The organism is Streptomyces sp. NPDC053474 (assembly GCF_044544845.1).
Classification (GTDB): Bacteria; Actinomycetota; Actinomycetes; order Streptomycetales; family Streptomycetaceae; genus Streptomyces.
Genome location: NZ_JBITXV010000012.1, coordinates 281,866 through 300,029, shown reverse-complemented (window position 1 = coordinate 300,029; position 18,164 = coordinate 281,866). Strand labels below are relative to the sequence as shown.

At 70.9% G+C, this 18,164-nt stretch carries 14 protein-coding genes; 9 read left to right on the top strand and 5 right to left on the bottom strand.

From position 1 onward, the window contains the following. The first annotated feature begins 156 nt into the window (after positions 1-156). The 5 genes from ACIG3E_RS28290 to ACIG3E_RS28270 all read left to right on the top strand — a co-directional run bounded on the left by ACIG3E_RS28290 (position 157) and on the right by ACIG3E_RS28270 (position 6,197). Positions 157-939 (top strand): TnsA-like heteromeric transposase endonuclease subunit, encoded by a 783-nt coding sequence (locus tag ACIG3E_RS28290; protein ID WP_399622122.1) that lies wholly within the window; start codon positions 157-159, stop codon positions 937-939. Further along, positions 936-3,071, top strand: coding sequence for a Mu transposase C-terminal domain-containing protein (locus ACIG3E_RS28285; protein WP_399622119.1), 2,136 nt, complete (start codon positions 936-938; stop codon positions 3,069-3,071). Before ACIG3E_RS28290 ends, ACIG3E_RS28285 begins: the two co-directional genes overlap by 4 nt. Next, on the top strand, positions 3,068-4,198 hold the full coding sequence (locus ACIG3E_RS28280; protein WP_399622116.1) for an AAA family ATPase: 1,131 nt from the start codon (positions 3,068-3,070) through the stop codon (positions 4,196-4,198). The genes ACIG3E_RS28285 and ACIG3E_RS28280 overlap by 4 nt, the downstream gene beginning before the upstream one ends. Then, positions 4,195-5,745 carry a TniQ family protein gene (locus ACIG3E_RS28275; protein ID WP_399622114.1) on the top strand — a complete coding sequence of 517 codons (1,551 nt, stop codon included), beginning with the start codon at positions 4,195-4,197 and terminating at the stop codon, positions 5,743-5,745. The genes ACIG3E_RS28280 and ACIG3E_RS28275 overlap by 4 nt, the downstream gene beginning before the upstream one ends. Positions 5,746-5,837: 92 nt before the next feature. Beyond that, positions 5,838-6,197 carry a hypothetical protein gene (locus ACIG3E_RS28270; RefSeq protein ID WP_399622111.1) on the top strand — a complete coding sequence of 120 codons (360 nt, stop codon included), beginning with the start codon at positions 5,838-5,840 and terminating at the stop codon, positions 6,195-6,197. A gap of 254 nt (positions 6,198-6,451) precedes the next feature. On the opposite strand, the gene ACIG3E_RS28265 is transcribed toward ACIG3E_RS28270, so the two are convergent. Beyond that, positions 6,452-8,713 carry an FUSC family protein gene (locus tag ACIG3E_RS28265; protein WP_399622109.1) on the bottom strand — a complete coding sequence of 754 codons (2,262 nt, stop codon included), beginning with the start codon at positions 8,711-8,713 and terminating at the stop codon, positions 6,452-6,454. A gap of 38 nt (positions 8,714-8,751) precedes the next feature. Further along, the gene (locus ACIG3E_RS28260) at positions 8,752-9,381 is read right to left on the bottom strand and encodes a cysteine hydrolase family protein (protein ID WP_399622106.1); all 630 of its coding nucleotides are present in this window, start codon (positions 9,379-9,381) and stop codon (positions 8,752-8,754) included. Positions 9,382-10,083: 702 nt separating this feature from the next. Between ACIG3E_RS28260 and ACIG3E_RS28255 the strand changes: the two genes are divergently transcribed. Further along, positions 10,084-10,797: a TetR/AcrR family transcriptional regulator gene (locus ACIG3E_RS28255; protein WP_399622103.1), complete on the top strand. Its 714-nt coding sequence runs from the start codon at positions 10,084-10,086 to the stop codon at positions 10,795-10,797. Positions 10,798-11,157: 360 nt separating this feature from the next. Here the strand turns inward: ACIG3E_RS28255 and ACIG3E_RS28250 are convergent, their stop codons facing one another. From ACIG3E_RS28250 to ACIG3E_RS28240, 3 genes are all read right to left on the bottom strand, one after another. Beyond that, positions 11,158-11,823, bottom strand: a complete 666-nt coding sequence (locus ACIG3E_RS28250; protein WP_399622100.1) for a TetR/AcrR family transcriptional regulator — start codon at positions 11,821-11,823, stop codon at positions 11,158-11,160. Positions 11,824-12,138: 315 nt separating this feature from the next. Beyond that, entirely contained in the window at positions 12,139-12,816 is a 678-nt protein-coding gene (locus ACIG3E_RS28245; RefSeq protein ID WP_399622097.1) for a response regulator, read from the bottom strand. A gap of 11 nt (positions 12,817-12,827) precedes the next feature. Continuing rightward, the gene (locus ACIG3E_RS28240) at positions 12,828-14,048 is read right to left on the bottom strand and encodes a sensor histidine kinase (RefSeq protein WP_399622095.1); all 1,221 of its coding nucleotides are present in this window, start codon (positions 14,046-14,048) and stop codon (positions 12,828-12,830) included. Positions 14,049-14,181: 133 nt separating this feature from the next. Here ACIG3E_RS28240 and ACIG3E_RS28235 point away from each other — a divergent pair, with 133 nt between their 5' ends. The 3 genes from ACIG3E_RS28235 (at position 14,182) to ACIG3E_RS28225 (ending at position 17,928) form a co-directional block, all read left to right on the top strand. Beyond that, entirely contained in the window at positions 14,182-14,382 is a 201-nt protein-coding gene (locus ACIG3E_RS28235; RefSeq protein ID WP_399622092.1) for a hypothetical protein, read from the top strand. 64 nt (positions 14,383-14,446) lie between these two features. Further along, a complete protein-coding gene (locus ACIG3E_RS28230; RefSeq protein ID WP_399622089.1) occupies positions 14,447-16,990 on the top strand; it encodes an ABC transporter permease in 2,544 nt (847 codons plus the stop codon). Positions 16,991-17,307: 317 nt separating this feature from the next. Next, positions 17,308-17,928 carry a hypothetical protein gene (locus tag ACIG3E_RS28225; protein ID WP_399622086.1) on the top strand — a complete coding sequence of 207 codons (621 nt, stop codon included), beginning with the start codon at positions 17,308-17,310 and terminating at the stop codon, positions 17,926-17,928. Positions 17,929-18,164 lie beyond the last annotated feature (236 nt).

Sequence of the window (18,164 nt, the reverse complement as noted above, 5' to 3'; positions counted from 1 at the left end):
GCTGACCCCTGGGTAGCACTTATGACGTGATGCTGAGATGCCTAGCGCGGAATGATCGCCCTTTCGGGTGATCGAAATTGCGTGTGGCTGTTCGTACTTCAGTGCCCGTGTAACTGTCCTGCGGGTCAAGGTCAGTTGCACAGGCACTGGGGGCGGATGGTGGATGTAGAGGCGTGCGTTCGGCTCGCCGAGTGCGAGGTGCGGGAGGGCCTCGGCTGGGAGTCGGTGCCGTTGGAGATGCTGTACGCGGCTGAGCCGTGGCGGACGTTCCGCTGGTACATGGGGCAGAAGCACTACTCGGGTTCGCACTGGTCGAGTACGCAGTCGGATCACGTGATCTACGAGTCGCGGCTGGAGCTGGCACGGCTGCTCTACGCCGACTTCGACCGGGACGTGACGGCGATCGTGGCGCAGCCCTTCTTGCTGCGGGCCGAAGTGGATGGCGCGTTGCGCCGGCACATTCCGGACTACCTGATGGCCACCACGGCGGGCCCGATGGTGGTGGACGTCAAGCCGCGGCACCGTGCGGCCAGGCCGGAGCACGCGTTTACCTTCGCCTGGGCCCGGGAGGCGGTCGAGTCCCGCGGGTGGCGCTACGAGGTATGGAGCGAGCCGCCGGAGGCGGAGCTGGTCAATGTCCGGTTCCTGGCGGGCTACCGCCGTGACTGGCTGTTCGGCGGGGACCTGCTTGAGGAGGAACACGAAGAGGCGGTGGACGAGGAGCCACCGCCAGAGCGGCTCTTTGACCGGGCCGTCCTCGATGACGTACGCGACCGGGTCGCGTACGGGGACACACTGGGGGAGGCGTTCGCCTGTCTGCCCGGTCGTCCGGCGCCGCTGGTGCGGGCCGCGGTGCTGTATCTGCTGTGGAAGCAGCAGTGGTTGACCGACCTGAGCGTTCCGCTCAGCGCCCGCAGCGTGCTGAGGGGCGTGTCGTGAGCCGGGCCGCAGTGCGCGTGGGAGTGGGGACCCGCTTCTCCTACGACGGCGAGGTCGTGGAGGTGGTGGAGCTCGCCGGCACACAGGCCGGCGGCGAGGTGGTTCTCAAGGACGGGCGGGGACGGCTGCTGCGGCTGGCCGTCAAGGAACTGCTGCTTTCGGACCGTGCCCGGATCATTCCGGACGGGCCCGGACCGGCCTCCGATGCCCCGCAGGACGTGGCCGCGGTGGTGCTGGACCAGCTGGATACCGCTGCGCGCGAGCGGGTGCTGGAGCGGGCCGCGCACGTGAAGGAGGTGCTCACCGGGTTCCGCAGCGGCAGCGAGGAGCTGGCGGCCGTGGGCGAGCCCCGTGCCCCCTACCGGGCGGGCGAGCCGATGGTGAGCCGGTACGCGGCGAAGGCGGCCGAACTGGGGGTGGCCGCGCGGACGGTCAAGCGGTGGGTGTCGGCGTTCCGCCGGGACGGTGAGGCGGGACTGGTGCCGGCTCGCAGCGGGCCGCGTTCGGGGCACCGGAACGCGGAGGTGTGGTCACAGACGGCGCTGGAGGTGATGGTCGAGCACACGGGCCAGTCCCAGTCCAAGCCGTCGCGCAAGATGGTCATCGAGCGGACCCGGGCCCGGCTGCTGGCCCGGGGGTTCGAGGAGGAGGATCTGCCCAGCCGGGCGACGGCCTACCGCCTCCTGGAGGACCTGGAGCGGCGTCATCCGACGTTCCGGCTGAGTACGAAACGGAACCGGGACATCGCCGCCCGGCCCGGCGGGGTCTACGGGAAGCTGCGGCCGACCCGGCCGGGCGAGTACCTGCTGATGGACACCAACCGCCTGGATGTGTTCGCTCTGGACCCGGTCACGCTGCAGTGGCTGCAGGCGGAGCTGACCATCGCCATGGACTGGTACACCCGCTGCGTCTGCGGGATCAGGATCACCCCGGTGTCGACGAAGGCCGTCGATGCCAGCGTCGCTCTCTACCAGGCGTTCCGTCCCCGGCCTGCGGGAGCGGACTGGCCGGTGCACGCCCTCTGGCCCGAGCACGGCATACCGAGGTCGGTGCTGATTGACGCCACGGCACTGGAGGGGCCGATGCGCTCGGCGGCGTCGCCCGCGCTGGTTGCGGAGACGGTGCTGGTCGACCACGGCAAGGTGTTCGTCTCGGAGCATCTGACCAGCGTCTGCCGCCGGTTGGGGATCTCGGTGCAGCCGGCCAGGCTGCGGACGGGCCGGGACAAGGGTCCGCTGGAGAGATTCTTTCTGACCCTGCGCGAGGATCTGCTGCAGGGCCTCCCCGGTTACAAGGGGCCCGATCTGCACTCGCGTGGCGAACGCCCGGAGGGGGAGGCGTTCTTCTTCCTCCACGAACTCGAGGCGATCATCCGTGAGTGGGTGGCCTGCGTGTATCACGTGAGGCCGCACACGGGTCTGGTTGACCCGGGGGTGCCGGGGTTGCGGATGTCGCCGGCGGCGATGTTCGAGCACGGGCTGAACAGGGCAGGCTATATCGAGGTGCCGCGGGATCCGGACCTGGCGTTTGAGTTCCTGCGGGTTCAGCGGCGGAAGATCCAGCACTACGGCATCGACTTGGACGCCCGCCGCTACAACGGCCCGGCCCTGGATCCCTACCGCGGCATGCTCAGCGGTGAGCGGGACGGCAAGTGGCCGATCGCGGTGAACCCGGACGACATCAGCACGGTCTATTTCCGTGATCCCAAGAGCCGCCGGTGGCACGCACTGGCCTGGGAGCACGCGCCGGGCCGGGACATGCCGGTGAGCGAGGAGGCGCTGCAGTTCGCGCGCCGCCTGGCCGCAGCCCGGGACCGGTTCCCGGACGACAGGGCCGCGGTCCGGGACCTGTTCGAGCGGTGGAATCTCGGTCTGGGCACCACTCGGGTCGAACGCCGGATGGCGCTGCGCCTCGCCCGGGAACAGGCGGCCCTGGATCTGCCCGAGGCCGGGGAGAGCGTCGCCACGCTGCCGAGCGTGAGGCGCCTGATGGAACTCCCCGATGCGGTAGGGCCGCACCGCGCGGCGGAGGCCGCGCTCGGGGCGGGGGACGACGACGTGGCTGATGACGCTGAGCTGGCCGAGCTGGAAGACGACAGCGACTTCTACACCGATGCCCTGGAGGACGCGTGAACAGCGAGAGCACCTGGACGCCGGGAGACGCTCACCGCCTGGACGCGCTGACGCTGTCGCGCAAGGAGGGCTGGGCGGCGTTCGCGGACGCGGCGCCGCGAGTCCAGCCCGAATTGCTGCCGCGCAGCGACTACGTCGCGCTGGGGGAGCGGGCGCGGGCCGAGTACGACCGGGCCCGGCGAGTGTGGCACGCGAACCTTGGCCCGTTGCGCACCCCGCAGCTGGCCGAGTTGCACGAGGACTTGTGGGACATCGTCGACAGTAATCAGCAGGACGGCGACAAGGCCAAGGGCGCCGTTGCGGTGGACGCCTTTCCGGGGCTGGGCAAAACGACTGCGGTGCTGGCCTTCGCCCGGGACTTCCACCGCCGGGAGATCACCGAGGGCGGTGCGTTCACGGCCGGCGGGCACGAACGGCTCCCGGTCTGCCGGGTGGGCCTGACCGGCAACACCGGGATGAAGGACTTCAACCGGGCGATGCTGGAATTCTTCGGCCACCCCGGCCGCACCACCGGCACCACCGCGGAGTTCGCCCAGCGCGTCCTCGACTGCGTGCTCTCCTGTGATGTGAAGCTCTTGATCGTCGACGACCTGCACTTCCTTCGGTGGAGGGCGGCCGGCGGTGTCGAGGTGAGCAACCACTTCAAGTACATCGCGAACGAGTTTCCGGTCACCTTGCTGTTCGTCGGCGTCGGCCTGGCGGCGCGTGGCCTGTTCTCCGAGGGCGAGACCTACGACAACGCGGTCCTGGCCCAGACCGGCCGGCGCACGACCCGCCTGGACATGCGGTCCTTCGAGCTCAAGAGCGACCAGGGCCGCGCCGAGTGGCGGCAGCTGCTGCTGGCCCTGGAGAAGCGCCTGGTGCTCGGGGAGAAGTACCGGGGCATGCTCGCCGACGACCTGTTCGACTACCTCTTCATCCGCTCCAGCGGCCACATCGGCTCGCTGATGACCCTCATCAACCGCGGCTGCCAGCGAGCTGTGCGCACCGGCGCCGAGCACCTCGACAAGGACCTCCTCAGCCGGGTCAAGATCGACCAGGCGGCCCACCTGGCCCAGGACGACGTACGCAATCTTCTGAAGGGCCAGCGATCTAGACGGACCGGTCGGAAGGCGCTTCACCCGTGACGCACGCGCGGACCCTGCCGATCCGCCTGGCCCCGTACCCGGGCGAGGCGCTCGATTCCTGGTGGGAGGCGATCGCCCACCGGCTGGGCACCACCACCGGCGACGTCCTGTCCTCGATGGGCCTGCTGCCGAGCGGCCCGTCCAGGCCGGTGACCTCGGGCATCCTGGGCCGCCTCGTCACCCTCCTCGATGAGGATCAGGCGGCGACAGCCGCGTGGTCCGCCGGTATCCCCCCGGAGGAGGTACACGCCATGACCCTGGCCCGCTACGACCGGCGGGTCCACGTGATCGATCCACGGTGGCGCCGGGTCGCGGCCCGGCATGTCTGGGGGCGGGCCCGCGGTTCCCGATTCTGCCCGGCCTGCCTGGCCAACACCGGCGGCCGTTGGCTGTTGAGTTGGAGACTCGGCTGGTCCTTCGCCTGTCTCGACCACCATCTGCTGCTGGTCGATACCTGTCCTCGCTGCCGCCGTCCGCCGAGGCACTTCCCGGCGACGACCCGGCACCCGCTCGTTCCGGGGCGCTGCCACAGCCCGTCGCAGAAGCAGGCTCCGTCGGCTCGCTGCGGCCAGCCGTTCGAGGAGGTCGCCGCTCTCCGGCTGGACACGGAAGGCTCTGCGTCTGCGGCCCAATGGCTCATCGACACGGCAATCTCGTCCCAGCAGGCCGACTTTGGCGTCTACCAGACCAGGCCCCAGCCCAGTCTCGCGCTGTTCGGTGACCTTCGCGCCTTGGCGTCGATACTCCTGCGTCGTGCCCCCGATCGGCTGGCGGGCTTCGTCCCGCCGGAGATCTGGTCCCTGCACCAGCAGCCCTTCCCGGAGAAGCGACGCTCCTTTGATCCTGTTGAGGAGACCCGTCCGGGACGTCTGGCCCCGCAGCGGGCCGCGACCGCCGCCCTTGCCGTCAGCGCGGCCCTGCACATCCTCGGGCACGACAATGCGCACACGGCCGGAGCCGCCCTTCGCCACCTGATCAGCGACGCCGACGGCGTCATCCCGCTCAAGGTCGCACACCGGTGGCGCCACACCAGCCCGGTCTTCGACGCGGTCCACCTTGCGACGCTGGCCCCTCGCCTCAGTCACAGTGATCAACTGCGCTACCGCACCGCGGACCGGTTGCCTCGCAGGCCCGGCTCTGCGGCAGCCGCCCGGACCGCTCAGCGGGCTCGCAGGATCCCGACGCAGCTCTGGCCGGCATGGTCCGCGCGGCTGAGCCCTTCGAGCGGGGCCCTGTCGCGCACCATCCGCCCGGCCCTGTCGTGCTACCTCCTGCTCATCGGCGGCACGGGAGACTTCACCACAGCGACCCGCCTCCTTCGATCCCCGGCAGAAGACCGGCTCGGCCCCCACATGGCGCACCGGCTCACGAAGCAGGGGCACTGGAGGGCTGTCAGCCTCGCCCTGTCCGCGCTGGCGGACTACCTCGACCAGGAGGGATCACCGGTCGACTACCACCGCCGCCGCGCGGTCGACTACCGCGACCTGCTGCCCTGGGGCGCCTGGAGACAACTCTGCCGGGACGCCTCGTTAGGGAGGAATCCCTGACGACAGCCGGGGCAGCCCGCCGCCTGGGCGTCAGCCACGACGCTGTCCGCTTCGTCCTGCAGGAGCAGCCGGCGCCCTCCAAGAGATCCGCGATGTGGGAGAGAGGGGCGACCATTCGCCGGGCTCGCGCCGCGCTCCCCAGGGACACGTTCGCCCGCTTCCACCTCGAGGAGTACCGCTCGCTCAAGTGGATCGCGAAGCATGTCGGTGTGAACGAGGAGGCCATCAAGGTCCTGGTCCGCGAGTACGGCATGAGCCGCGCGGGCAAAGCGACCCGCTGGCGCCGGATCGATCTCGACTGGCTCCGCGACCAACGGGCCGCTGGACGCACCTGCCGCGAGCTCGCCGAGGAGACCGGCTTCTCGCTCGGAATGATCAGCTATCTGGGCCGGCGGCATGATCTGCCCGGTCGCCGGGCAGGGGCCGATCGGGCCGACAGCAGTGGTTCCTGAAGCCCTCTGGCGGCGCCCGCACTCCGTACGCGTCGCGCTTGTGAACAGCTCAGGTGTCTCAGCGCCTCGACTGTCTCAGCGAGGCTGAGCGCCGAAGTGTCTCAGGTGTCGGTGAGAAGCGTTACCTGTCTGTGGCCTGTGGCCTGTGTGCGGTGCGGGGAGCCTTCCGGCTTGGTCCAGTTGATCGGCAGGCAACGCCGTATCCCTAGATCCTCATTGAGGGCGTACCAGGAGTGGCGGACACGCGGCCGACGTCAGGAGTCATCACGGACGTGCAGGTGGAGCGTGCGAGCGAGGCCCTGGATGCTTTCGTCGACACGTTGAAGGTGCCGCAGGACCCTTCGCGTCGCGTTGATGTGCTCGGCCCGCGCCTCACCCTCGCTCACTGCTGGCTGGGTGGGAATCCCGGGGCCGCGCACGAGCGTGGTGCCGTCCTTGCCTCGGAGGGCTACCTGGCTGATCAGGGCCGCGAGGTTGCGGTCGATCCGGTGGGCTTCGTTCACGAGGCTCGGCTCGGCGCCGATGCGGAGGCCGGCCGGGACCAGTTCGACGGTGGCCGCCAGACTGCGGGCGTGGAAAGCCGCCGTCTCCAGCAGCCCCAGCACGCAGAGCGCGGTGCGCCGCCGGGACCGCAACGGGGTGATCGGGGTGATCAGTGGTTGCGCAGAAAGGCGCAGGCTCTCCAGGGCCGCATCCAGCGCGCGGGCCGGATCCAGCAGGTCCCCGCCGGACTCACCGCCCAGCCGGGCCAATGACTGGGAGAGCACCGCGCGCAGCCGCTCCAGCGCGTCGTGCAGCAACTGGTCCGTGCGTTCCCGGGTGCGCACTGGCAGTACGAGCAGGGCGGCGATCAGTCCGCACGCGATGCCCAGCGCGGTCTCTTCGATCCGCACCACCAGCACGCCCGGGTTGAGGGTGTGGAGCAGCGTGTAGAGCATGCCGATCATCGTGGTGACGAAGAAGGACATCAGCGTGTAGGACACCGCGAGCGTGTAGTACATCCCGAACACGCTGAGGCCCGCCAGGGTGAAGGCCAGCCAGGGGGCGTCGCCGATCAGGGCGGCAAGGGCGAGCCCAGCGGCGACACCCGCTACCGTGCCGGTCAGGCGCCGGTATCCCCTGACCAGGATCTCGCCGGTGGAGCCGGTGCTGATGAACACCACCCAGCACGTGAATACCGCCCAGTACCAGCGCTGCGGCGAGATCAGTTCACCGCCGACGACGGCCAACGCCGATCCGGTCGCGACCTGGAGCGCGGTCCTGGTGGTGGGGCGGACGCGGGGGACCGGCTGCTGCGGGACGGCCTTCTCCGCCAGGCCGGCATTGGCCGGGCCGGCGTCCTTGGCAGTGGACTCCTCGCGCGACCGTGCCGTCTCGGGGGTGTCCCGGACCGCCGGGGTTGGCCCGTCGGCGGCCAGGCGCAGCCCGATCAGGGCGCGGGTGAGGTCCCCGGCAGAGCGGAAGACGTCCTGCATCGCCGGGGATGCGTCGGGCAGTTGCTTGTCACCGCGGTAGCCGAGCAGCCGGTTGTGCACCGCGGCGGGATCGGTGCCCGTCGGCCGCTGCGGGCCGGTGCCGATGGCCGTGCGCAGCGCGCGCAGTTCCGAGACCAGTACGGGCAGCGTCGCCGCATCAAGGGTGTTGACGGCGGATCCGGCGAGGCGGGCCTGCGTCCGGTGCCCGCTCAGGGTATCGATGTCCGTACCGGGCCGCAGGACCCGCAGCACGAGGACGGCCAGTCGCTCCACGGCTGTCTCCGCTTCCGCTACGCGGCGCTGGATCGCGGAGGCGGTGCGTTCGTCGGGCGTGCCGGCTGCCAGCTGGTTCTGGACCATCAACGCGCCTGTGTGCAGACGGGCCGTGGACCGGCGCAAGGTGCTGACCGCCCGCTCGCCGTGCGACGCCTGCGGTCCGCCCTCGGACACGTCGATCAGCGCGTCCAGCACCAGCCCCAGACGCAGCCCAAAGGCCCGCTGCAGCCGTGCCAGCGTCCGCCCGGGCGACGAGCGCAGGACGGCGAACCTGACCAGCGCAGAGCTGGCGAAGGCCACCAGCACGGCCAGGAACAGCTGCGGCAACTGCTCCACGCGGGTGTTGACGAACTGGGTCACGAAGAAGAGCTGGAAGGCGAAGACACCCAGCGTGGTCGCGCGCGGGCCAAGCCGCCGGATGTAGAGGGCAGCGAAGATCAGCAGCACGAACACCACGTCCGCCACCACCCGGTGCGGTGCCAGCGCACTGCCCACCGCCACGACCGCCAGCGCGACCGGCACCCCCGACGCGAGGGTCAGCGCCTGGTCGCGCGGCCGGGGTTCGGTGACCGCGGCCGTGCTGACCATCGCCGTGAGGGCGCCCGTCACCAGGATCGGCACCGGGGCATCCAGCGCCGCGAGGGCGCCGAGCGTCAGCCCTACCGCGCCGACCGTGCTGAGCGCGGACCGCAGCCGGATCAGGCCGGGATCGGAGGCCAGGAACCGGTCGTATACGTGCGTCCACCGCGTTCGTGCCCGCTGCATGCCCCGCTGCTCTCTTCGCTGGATCGGTGGTGAAGGTGTTACGCCGTCAGCTTGTCGAGTGAGGCCAGGAAGTCGTCAACGCCGGTCACGTTGTGGGAGACCATGGTCAGGCCGCGCATCATCGCCTGGTACGTGACCAGACCGCCGGGAGCGGCTATCGCGTCGGTGAACGCCGTGACGTGGAAGCCGCGCTCCATCGCGGTGCGGGCCGTCGACTCCACGGCCATGATCCCGGAGACCCCGGCGATCGCCAGATAGTCGACGTTGCGCTGCCGCAGCTGGAATTCGAGGTCGGTGTGCTGCAGAACGTCGAGGCCCTTGTGCGGTGCGAGGACCACCTCACCCGGCTGGGGGGCCAACTCCTCGTGGAACTCGGTGCTCCAGGTTTCGGCCTCGAACATCCGCTTGTCGAACATCTGCCGATGGATCCCGGAGACGTGCCGCCAGGTCGAGTAGTCCTCATCGGTGAAGGCGGTCGTCGAGTAGAAGACGGGAACGTCCTTGTGCTGCCGCACCCCGGCGATGAGCTTCTTCAGGCTGTCGATCGTGCCCAGGCGCTCGTATTCCGGCGCGTAGATGGGATAGCCCTTGCCGTCCTTCGAGAAGTTCTCGTTGACGAGGTCAACGAGCAGCAGCCCAACGCGACCGGGTTCGTAAGCACTTGCCATGATCGTCCTCCAGCATAGAAGTCATCAGTGGCAGGCCCGTGAAGGCCAACCGTTACAGTGAATGACTGTAACTTAATTAGTGCGCGAGTGCGAGCGGGTCATGGCTCCCGCCCCTGAGGCGGTTGCGGGGCGACGGGCGGAACGCCCCCCTGCAGGCCCGCCGAGTGCCCGCTGTGCCCGAGACCCTGGTCCGCAGGCGCCTCCAGGATGAGGTGGGCACCTGCTGCGGACCGCAGCAGGGTCGGCCACCTCATGCTGGCCCGACGGTCCGGCCGGCACTGCTTTCCGGCGCCGCCACCCCGGGATCGCCCGGGGCGCCGGGCCGCGCCCGCCACCACGCAACGCGGACCGGCAATACGAAGCTCCGCCGCCTGCCACCGGTAGCCGCCCCCAACTCGCCCTCGCCGCCTCGCGGAGCCCGCACCGCTGGAACCGCGGGCCGGGCACTCGGTGCGCATCGCCGGGGCCGCGTGATGTTGGTGCCGCTTGGCTCGCGGCTCGGCGGGGACTCGTCCTGGCCGAGGGCGGATCGAGGATCCGTCCTCATCCTTGCCGCGAGTGAGGCCCTTCCTGCCGGTCGTGTGGCTCAACCGTGAAGGATCATGCAGCATAGATAACGTTACAGGTAACTTACGTAACTGAACTTGGAGTGCCTCAGATCCTGGAGGCCTACTACTGTGAACCCGACAAGGAGGAACCGCTGTGAGCAGCAGGAACGAGACGGCCGTCAGCCGCACGCGCCGCCCGCGGGGGCGCGCCCGGGCGGACGAGGCAACGACCGAGCAGCAGGCCGCACCGCACCCCGGGGGCAGGCCCCGCGACCCCGCGATCGAGGAGGCAATCCTCAAGGCCACCCGCGCGCGCCTGGCCGCCGATGGCTACTCGCGCATGACGATCGGTGACATCGTCGCGGACGCCGGCGTCACCCGCCCCACGCTCTACCGCCGCTGGCCCGGCAAGTACGAACTCACCGTGGATGCCCTCCTCTACGGCCTGCGCAAACAACGCGAGGCCTACCAGCCCCTCGCTCTGGATGCCATGACCCCGGTCGAGGCGTTCACTGAGGCGGTCCGCCGGGTCGACCCCCGCTACAGCAATCCGCGCGCCATGTCCCTGCACGGCAACTTCATGGCCGAAGTCGAACGCGAACCCGACCTGTTCACCTTGATCCGCGAGCACGCCACAAAGCCGCGCTGTGACGAACTCCTGGAGACCCTGCGCCACCTCCAGGACATCGGGGCTGTCCGCCAGGGCGCCGACCTCGACGCCGCCGTCACCCTCTGCCTCGGCAGCTACTTCGGTGACTATCTACTCACGGGCCGGGACACCCCCGGCGACCTCGCCGACCGCACCGTCGCTCTCCTGTGGCCCGTCCTGCGGGCAGACAACAGCGCACAGGCGCCACCTGCCTCGTGAAAGCGGACACGGCCGAGGGAGTGTCCGACGGCCCTGGCCCAGTATGGTCTTGCCCATCTCCCGGGCGCCCTCCCTCTGTACAAGGCTTGAACCGGTCGCCCGTGGGTTGAGGAGAAGGGCGGCCAGTAGCTGCGCCGTGCCGGGTGGCGGTATCCGGCGCCGTCTTCGCGCCGCTGGGTGTGACGAGAGCGCGATGAGGCGCCGCCGCGTACCTCGGGGAAGTGGTGGCTGCCGGGGGCGGGCGTGATCCAGCCGGGTCCCGGCAGCTGCTCGGCCCGACGAGCTCGGCGCCGGGGTCGGCCGGGACATTCCGGCGCGAGGGTGCTGCTGCCTCGTCGCGCCGGGCGGCCGGCTTGCCGGTCAGCGGGAGCGGCTGGTGGCGATCGTCGGCCATAGGGCGGCGGCGACCCGCTGGGCGTGGTCGGCGGGGGTGGCGCGGCCGGTGCGCAGGTAGTCGGCGAAGTAGCTGCCGAAGCACAGGCGGACGACTGTTTCGAGGTCGCTGTCCGTGCGTACGGCGCCGCGCTGCTGGAGCCTGACGAGCGTCATGAGGAGCTCTTCGCGGCAGGGCTGTGCGCCGTGCTCGCGCAGCTGCCGCAGAAGGCCGGGCTCGCGTTCGGCCGCGCCCATGAAGCTGCCGTGCAGGGGCATCATGCAGCTGTCGCACTGGCGCAGGCCGAGGCGGCGCACGGCCTCGGTGAAGGCCTCGCGCGGCGGGAGGCGGTCCGTCGGCAGCGACGGATGCGCCTCGCGCCGCCTGCGCAGGGCGTGCCGGAGTGCGTCGAGGGCCAGCTCGTACTTGTTCGACCAACGCCGGTAGAGGGTGGGGCGGGTGACACCGGCGTCCGCGATGATGTCGCCGATCGTCATCGCCGAGTAGCCGTCGCTGGCCAGACGGTTGCGGGCGGCCAGCAGGATCGCTTCCTCGATCGCCGGGTCGCGCGGACGTCCGCTGCTCCTGCCGGGCGGTGCGGTGGCGGGGTTGCGGCGCCGGGTGCCCCGGTGAGGGGCGTGTTCGGCAGTCATCTCGCCCTCCTTCCGCCGCGCACCCTAGCGCCATCCGGCATTTAGTTACACCCTTTGACTGTAACTAAAGCGGAGGGGTGGCGGGGCGGCCGCGGCCGGGAACCTCGCTGCGCTCCCGGTTCCGCGCTGTCCCCTCAGCCGCACGGACCGCTTCTTCGGTCCGGGACGCGGCCCCGCTCGGCCGTGCCGAGCGTGAAATCATCCCCGCCCCTGCCTGTGGCGAGCTGTGCCCCCGTCTGGAGCACCCGGCCTCGTCCGCCTGTGGTGTCCGAGGCAACGGCCGCTGTCATGCGGTGGCCTGCTCGTGCGGGGGTCTCAGGTCATGCCGTGTTGCCAGGCGAGGGCGGCGATCTCGACGCGGTTGCGGGCGCCGAGTTTGCGCTGGATGTTGCCGAGGTGCGTCTTGACGGTGGACAGGGTGACGTAGAGGGCCGCGGCGACTTCCTCGTTGGTCAGGCCCTTGGCGACCATGGCGATGACGTCCTGCTCGCGGGGGGTGAGCGGCTCGCCGAACGGGCGCAGGGGGGCTGCCGGTTGCCTCTGGTGCGGTGCAGGCGATGCGTGAGCCATGTGCTGGAGAAGGCGGAGGGTGATGGAGGGCGAGATGAGGCAGTCACCTGCGGCGGCTGCGCGGACGGCTTCGATGAGCAGGGCCGGTGAGCAGTCCTTGAGGACGAAGCCGCACGCCCCGTTGTGCAGGGCGCTGTAGACGTACTCGTCGAGGTCGAAGGTGGTGGCCATGACCACCTTGAGCGGCTGTTCGGCCCCCGGGCCGGCCAGGAGGCGGGCGGCTTCGAGACCGTCCATGCCGGGCATGCGGATGTCGAGCAGGCAGACATCGGGGCGCAGTCGGCGGGCCTGGGCCACGGCTGCCGTGCCGTCCGCCGCTTCGGCGACGACTTCCATATCCGGCTGCGAGTCGAGGATCATCCGGTACGCGGCACGCACGGTGGCCTGGTCGTCGGCGAGGAGGATACGGATCATGGCGCCCATCGTGCCAGGCGTCAGGACGGGTACCCGTGCCCGGTACGCGTCAGGGGGATGCGGGCAGCGACCTGCCAGCCGCCGGCCGGCCCCGGTGCCGCCGTCAGATCACCGCCCAGGGCGTGGACGCGCTCGCGCAGCCCGGTGAGGCCGAAGCCGGTCCGGCCCTGCTGCGAGGAGGTGTCGGCAGCGGCCGCAGGGGCGTTGTCGGTGACGCACACGGTGAGCAGGCCGGGGTCGGCGGCCGACCGGCGCACGTCGATAGCCACACGGTCGGTGTGCGCGGCGTGCTTGCGGATGTTGGTCAGCGCCTCCCGGACGAGGGCGTGGACGGCGGATGCGATGTGGTCCGCCGGGGGCGCCGCCAGCAGGCGGGGATCGAGGGTGAGGCAGACGTCGGGGCCCGAGGCGCGCAGGGAGTCGGCCAGGTCGTGCAGGCTGTGCAGGTCCTGGGGGGCGTGCAGGGGGGCTGAGCGGTCCGGCTGGCGCAGTAGGCCGACCATGGCCCGCATGGAGTCGGTGGCCTGTACGGCGGCGTCCTCGATGTGCGCCAGCGCCTCGTCCAGGGCCTGGGGGGTGGGCGGGTGTCCGGCGGCTGTGGTGAAGCGCACGGCTTTGACCTGGGCGGTGATGGCGGTGACGTGGTGGCCGACGAAGTCGTGCAGTTCGCGGGCGTACTCCAGGCGCTGGGCGTTGAGGCGGGCGTTCTTCTCCCGCTCCCGCGTGGCGTCGATCAGGCGCAGGTACAGGCCGAGAACGACCACCACGGGGAGGGCGAGGACCAGGAGAGGCACGCCGTACTTGGCCGCCGTGACGTGCTCGGTACCGGGCAGGCGCAGCAGCACCAGCGGGACGGCGAGCCAGGCGGCCGCGGCGAGCGGGATCATCCGCCCCAGGGGCTCATGGCGCACCGCGCGGGCAACGAGCAGCAGCAGCATGCCCATCTCCGCCATCCCGGGGGTGTGCTCCGGGCGGTGCGGCAGCTGGGCGGTGAGCAGGGACAGGCCCACGGAGGCTGTGACCGCACTCCACCCCGTACGCGCCAGATACTCGGGCGGCGCCAGCAGCGCGGCCAGGCACAGCAGGCCGACGGCGATGGTGGCGGCCGTCGTGGGCGCAAAGCCGGTGTCCAGCGCCTCGGCGGTGATCGCTGCCAGGGCGAGTGCGGCGACGCCGAGGGCCAGGCCACGACGGGCGGGAGCCCAGGAGGCGAGGACGGCGCGGGCCGGGAAGGCGGTCATGGCGGCTCACGCTACGCCCGCTCACCGCTGGTCTGCCTCCACCGTTTGACCGAGACGCCCGCACATCCCGCCCGGCAGCCCTCGGTCATCTGGTCGATCCGCGGAGCCGGCCGGCCTCGCAAGGATCGTCGACGTGGAACTGTCGTCCATCCGCAGGGGGGTTCGTATGAGCCGGGAGCGCGGCATCCATGGTGACCCATGCCCCTCCGCCGCCGCCTTCGCGGACCGCGTGGTCTTCTTCGCCGACGGGCGGATCGGGGACGAGCTGGAGCAGTCCACCGCCGAAGCCGTGCTGGACTGGATGAAGGCTCTCGACCCCCGGCGCCCACGCTGACTCTCTGGCCCCCCTTCGCCGAGGCGGCCATCGAGGCCGCCGTTGCCGCATCAGGACTCCGCTCATGTTTCGTACCGCGTGGCGCAACGCACGCGCCCACACCTCCCGCGTGGCGCTGACCGCGCTGGCCGTCACGGTCGGCGTCGCCTTCCTCACCGGGATCTTGCTGTTCACCGCCACGGTCTCCGACACGCTCACCGGGGCCTACCGGCAGACGTTCGCCCACACCGACGTGGTGATCCGCCCCGATGACAGCAGCACCGCCACGGCCACCGACAGGCGGCCCGCGTCCTTACCCGCGGCCGATGTACAGCGAGTGGAAGGCCTTCGCGAGACGAGCCGCGTCCTTGCCGTCGCCTCCGGCTATACCGCGCTCGGATGCCCGGACGGCCGTTCCGCCGGCCGCGGCGGCCCCACTCAGGGAAGCAACTACAACGCACCGGCCGGGAAGACGGATCCGCGCTACCGCTTCACCCGCGGCCGCCCGCCCGCCAAGAGCGGCGAGATCGCTATCGATGCGGCCAGCGCCGCGCGGTGCGGCTACCGGCCGGGGGGCACCGCCCGGATCTCGGTGGACGGGCCCGGTCTCACCGCCCGCATCAGCGGCGTCTTCACCACCCAGGCCGAACCGGCCGTCACCGGGGGCGGCAGCCTGGTGCTGTTCGACACCGCGACGGCACAGCAGCACTTCACCGGCCGCGGCCACTTCAGCGAACTCCAGGTGACGGCCGCGCCCGGTGTTACGGCCGAGCGGCTGCAGCAGGCCGTCGAGAAGACGCTCCCGGGCACACGCGCCCTGACGGCGTCCCTCCTCGCCCACGACCAGACGCTGGCCGGCGAGAGCGCGGTCGCCGGACTGCGCGCCACGCTGCTGTCCTTCGCCGCCGTCGCGCTGTTCATCTCCTGCTTCCTGATCACGAACACCTTCAGCATGCTCGTCGCCCAACGGACGCGGGAGATCGGCCTGCTGCGGGCGGTCGGCGCCACGCGCCGCCAGGTCACCCGCCTGGTGCTGGCCGAGGCATTCCTGGTCGCCCTCGTCGCCTCCCTGGCGGGCGTCGCGGCCGGCATCGGGGTCGCCCAGGGCCTGCGGCCCCTCGCTGACGGCCTGGGCAAGAGCGGCCCGCTTCCCTTGGGCGGGGCGCTGAGCCTGCCCGCCTACGCGCTGCTCCTTCCGCTGTTGGCCGGAGTGGCGACCACGCTGGTCGCCGCCTGGCTGCCCGCGCGGCGGGCAGCCAGGATCGCGCCGCTGGCTGCCCTGCGGGCCGCCCACGCCCCGGCACACAAGCGCGCGGGCAGGCGGCGCGTGGCCGTCGGCCTCCTCCTGGCCAGCGGCGGCGCGGCCGTGCTGCTGGCCGGCACCCGAACCACCCACCTCCAGGACGGCGCGCCGGTCCTGGCGCTGGGTGCCGTCCTGACGGCCGGCGGCCTCCTGGCCCTTCTGCCGACGCTGGTCCGACCGGCGCTCGCCCTGGCCCGCCCGCTGCTGGCCAGGAGCGGGATCAGCGCACGGCTCGCGACGCGCAACAGCGCCCGCAGCCCGCGCCGCACCGCCGCCGCGGCCGCCTCCCTGGTCATCGGCGTCAGCCTCGTGACCACCCTCACCATGATCGCGGCAGGCGGCCTCGCCGCGTCCAACGCCCAGAGCGCGCACGTACTCAAGGCCGACTACGTCGTCTCCATGCAAGACCTCGGTCCTCTGTCCCACACGGTCGAACGACGCCTGGCCGCCAGCCCCGACGTCACCGCCGCCGCAGCGATGCGGGCAGCGGAACTGACCATCGACCAGACCCCGCAGAGCGCCCTGGCGCTGCCCGCCACCGCCGTGCGCGGCATGCTGCGCCTGCACCTCACCAACGGATCCGCCGACCGCTTCGGCGGCCGCAACGTCCTGGTGACCACCGACGACGCCCGCGCCTACGGCTGGCGACCAGGGAGCCGACTGCGCACCACGCTGCCCGGAAGACAGCCCCTCCAGCTGACGGTGACGGGCATCTACGAGCCCAACACCCTGCTGACCGGCATCCTCATCGACGCCGCCACCCTGCCGCCCACCACCGGCACCGTCGAAAAGGTCTTCCTCACCACCCGCGACCATCCCGGCCCCGCACTGCGGCGCACCCTCACCCACGCGCTCGGTGACAGCCCCGCTCTGCACATCGACAGCAGCGACGACTTGGCCCGAGCAGCCGCAGACAGCACCAACCGCATGCTGAACCTCCTCTACGCGCTGCTCGCGCTGTCCCTTGCCGTGGCTTTCCTGGGGATCATCAACACTCTGGCGCTGTCCGTCGCCGAACGGCAGCGTGAGCTCGGCATGCTGCGGGTGATCGGTCTCACCCGAGCAGGAGTGCGCGGCATGATCCGCGCCGAATCCCTCGTCATCGCCGTGTTCGGCGGCGTGCTCGGCGCTGCCCTGGGCATCCTCCTGGGCTGGACCGCCGGCGAACTGATCGCACAACACCTCCCCGGCTACCACCACAACGTGCCAGCCCTACGCCTGGCAGCCCTGCTGGCCCTGGCCGCATGCGCGGGCCTGCTGGCCTCCCTGTGGCCGGCCCGCCGCGCCGCACGCACCCCGGTCCTCATGGCCATCGGGACCGAATAGCGCCGCACCGAACGGTGGCGCTGTCCGGCGGGCGCGCGGCCGATGGGCCTTCCCCGATCACCTGGTCACGGGACGGGCATCAACCTTGGGCGGGAAGCTCGACCTGATCCCTCACCACCTGCTGGGGAGCCCTGCCACGGGGCATGGGCAGAAAGGCCGGCCGGGAAGACTGGCGGTGCAAGTGTCTGGCAGTCGGGATCCACCTGCGTCGATCGTCCTGACCAAACATTGATCGAACGCTGATCAGCAGCGCCGACAGTGCTCTCCTGGCACTCGCACGGGCGGGTGTCCGGTGATACCGATGGGAGTTCACAGGGATGAAGCTTCGTTCGCTGAAGGCTGCGGGAATCACGCTCGCCGTCACGTGTACCACTCTGGGGCTGGGTGGAGTCGGCATAGCCAGCGCGTCGACCACCGACACCAAGCCCACCAAGGCGTGCGTCCAGACCGTGCAAGCAGGGAAGAGCAAGCCTTCCAAGCCGACCTGCTACCCGAACTATCGCGCAGCCATCGCGGCCGCAACGCACGGAGGCATCACTGACGCACCGGTCAGCGCACAGCAGGCCGCGATGAACAAGAACTTCCAGGCAAGACTTGCCCGGCTGGGGAAGTCTGCTCCCCAGGGGAAGGCCGCGGCTACCGGTGAGACGCCGTACCTGCTCGCCCAGTTCTACACCGAGGCGAACTACGGTGGCACCGCGCTTGTCTACATGGGTGCTGGGGCTTGCGAGCGCGACAACGGCACCGACTACCAGCGCCCCTATGTCGGTGACGAATTCAACGACGCGATCAGCTCGCTGAAGACCTACAGCGACTGCCGGGCCAATCTGCACGAAGACCGCGACTTCCAGGGAGCGAACATCGGCTGGCTCTACGGCGAGTGGGACTACGTGGGAGATGCCATGAACGATCGCACCAGCTCGATCGAACTCGGCTGACGACCGGCGACTCGGCGCCTTCAGGCGCAACAGCCCATCACCGCATACGCATCGCGGTGATGGGGGCCAAGGCCCTCACTCCCCAGCTACTCGGCGGTGAGGGCCTCACGGCCTGCGCGCCAAGCGGTCGTGGTGAAGTTCGCAGCCGCCCCCTGGCTGCGGTGTCGTGGTCGCCTGCACCGGCGGCACCAAGAGCACCCGCGCTCAGCACCCATTCCGGCGCACATCACGGACCG

Coding starts and splice junctions, on each gene's coding strand:
- ACIG3E_RS28290 (WP_399622122.1), top strand. CDS start 157: ATGGTGGATGTAGAGGCGTGCGTTCGGCTCGCCGAGTGCGAGGTGCGG.
- ACIG3E_RS28270 (WP_399622111.1), top strand. CDS start 5,838: ATGTGGGAGAGAGGGGCGACCATTCGCCGGGCTCGCGCCGCGCTCCCC.
- ACIG3E_RS28265 (WP_399622109.1), bottom strand. CDS start 8,713: ATGCAGCGGGCACGAACGCGGTGGACGCACGTATACGACCGGTTCCTG.
- ACIG3E_RS28260 (WP_399622106.1), bottom strand. CDS start 9,381: ATGGCAAGTGCTTACGAACCCGGTCGCGTTGGGCTGCTGCTCGTTGAC.
- ACIG3E_RS28250 (WP_399622100.1), bottom strand. CDS start 11,823: ATGACTGCCGAACACGCCCCTCACCGGGGCACCCGGCGCCGCAACCCC.
- ACIG3E_RS28245 (WP_399622097.1), bottom strand. CDS start 12,816: ATGGGCGCCATGATCCGTATCCTCCTCGCCGACGACCAGGCCACCGTG.
- ACIG3E_RS28240 (WP_399622095.1), bottom strand. CDS start 14,048: ATGACCGCCTTCCCGGCCCGCGCCGTCCTCGCCTCCTGGGCTCCCGCC.
- ACIG3E_RS28230 (WP_399622089.1), top strand. CDS start 14,447: ATGTTTCGTACCGCGTGGCGCAACGCACGCGCCCACACCTCCCGCGTG.
- ACIG3E_RS28225 (WP_399622086.1), top strand. CDS start 17,308: ATGAAGCTTCGTTCGCTGAAGGCTGCGGGAATCACGCTCGCCGTCACG.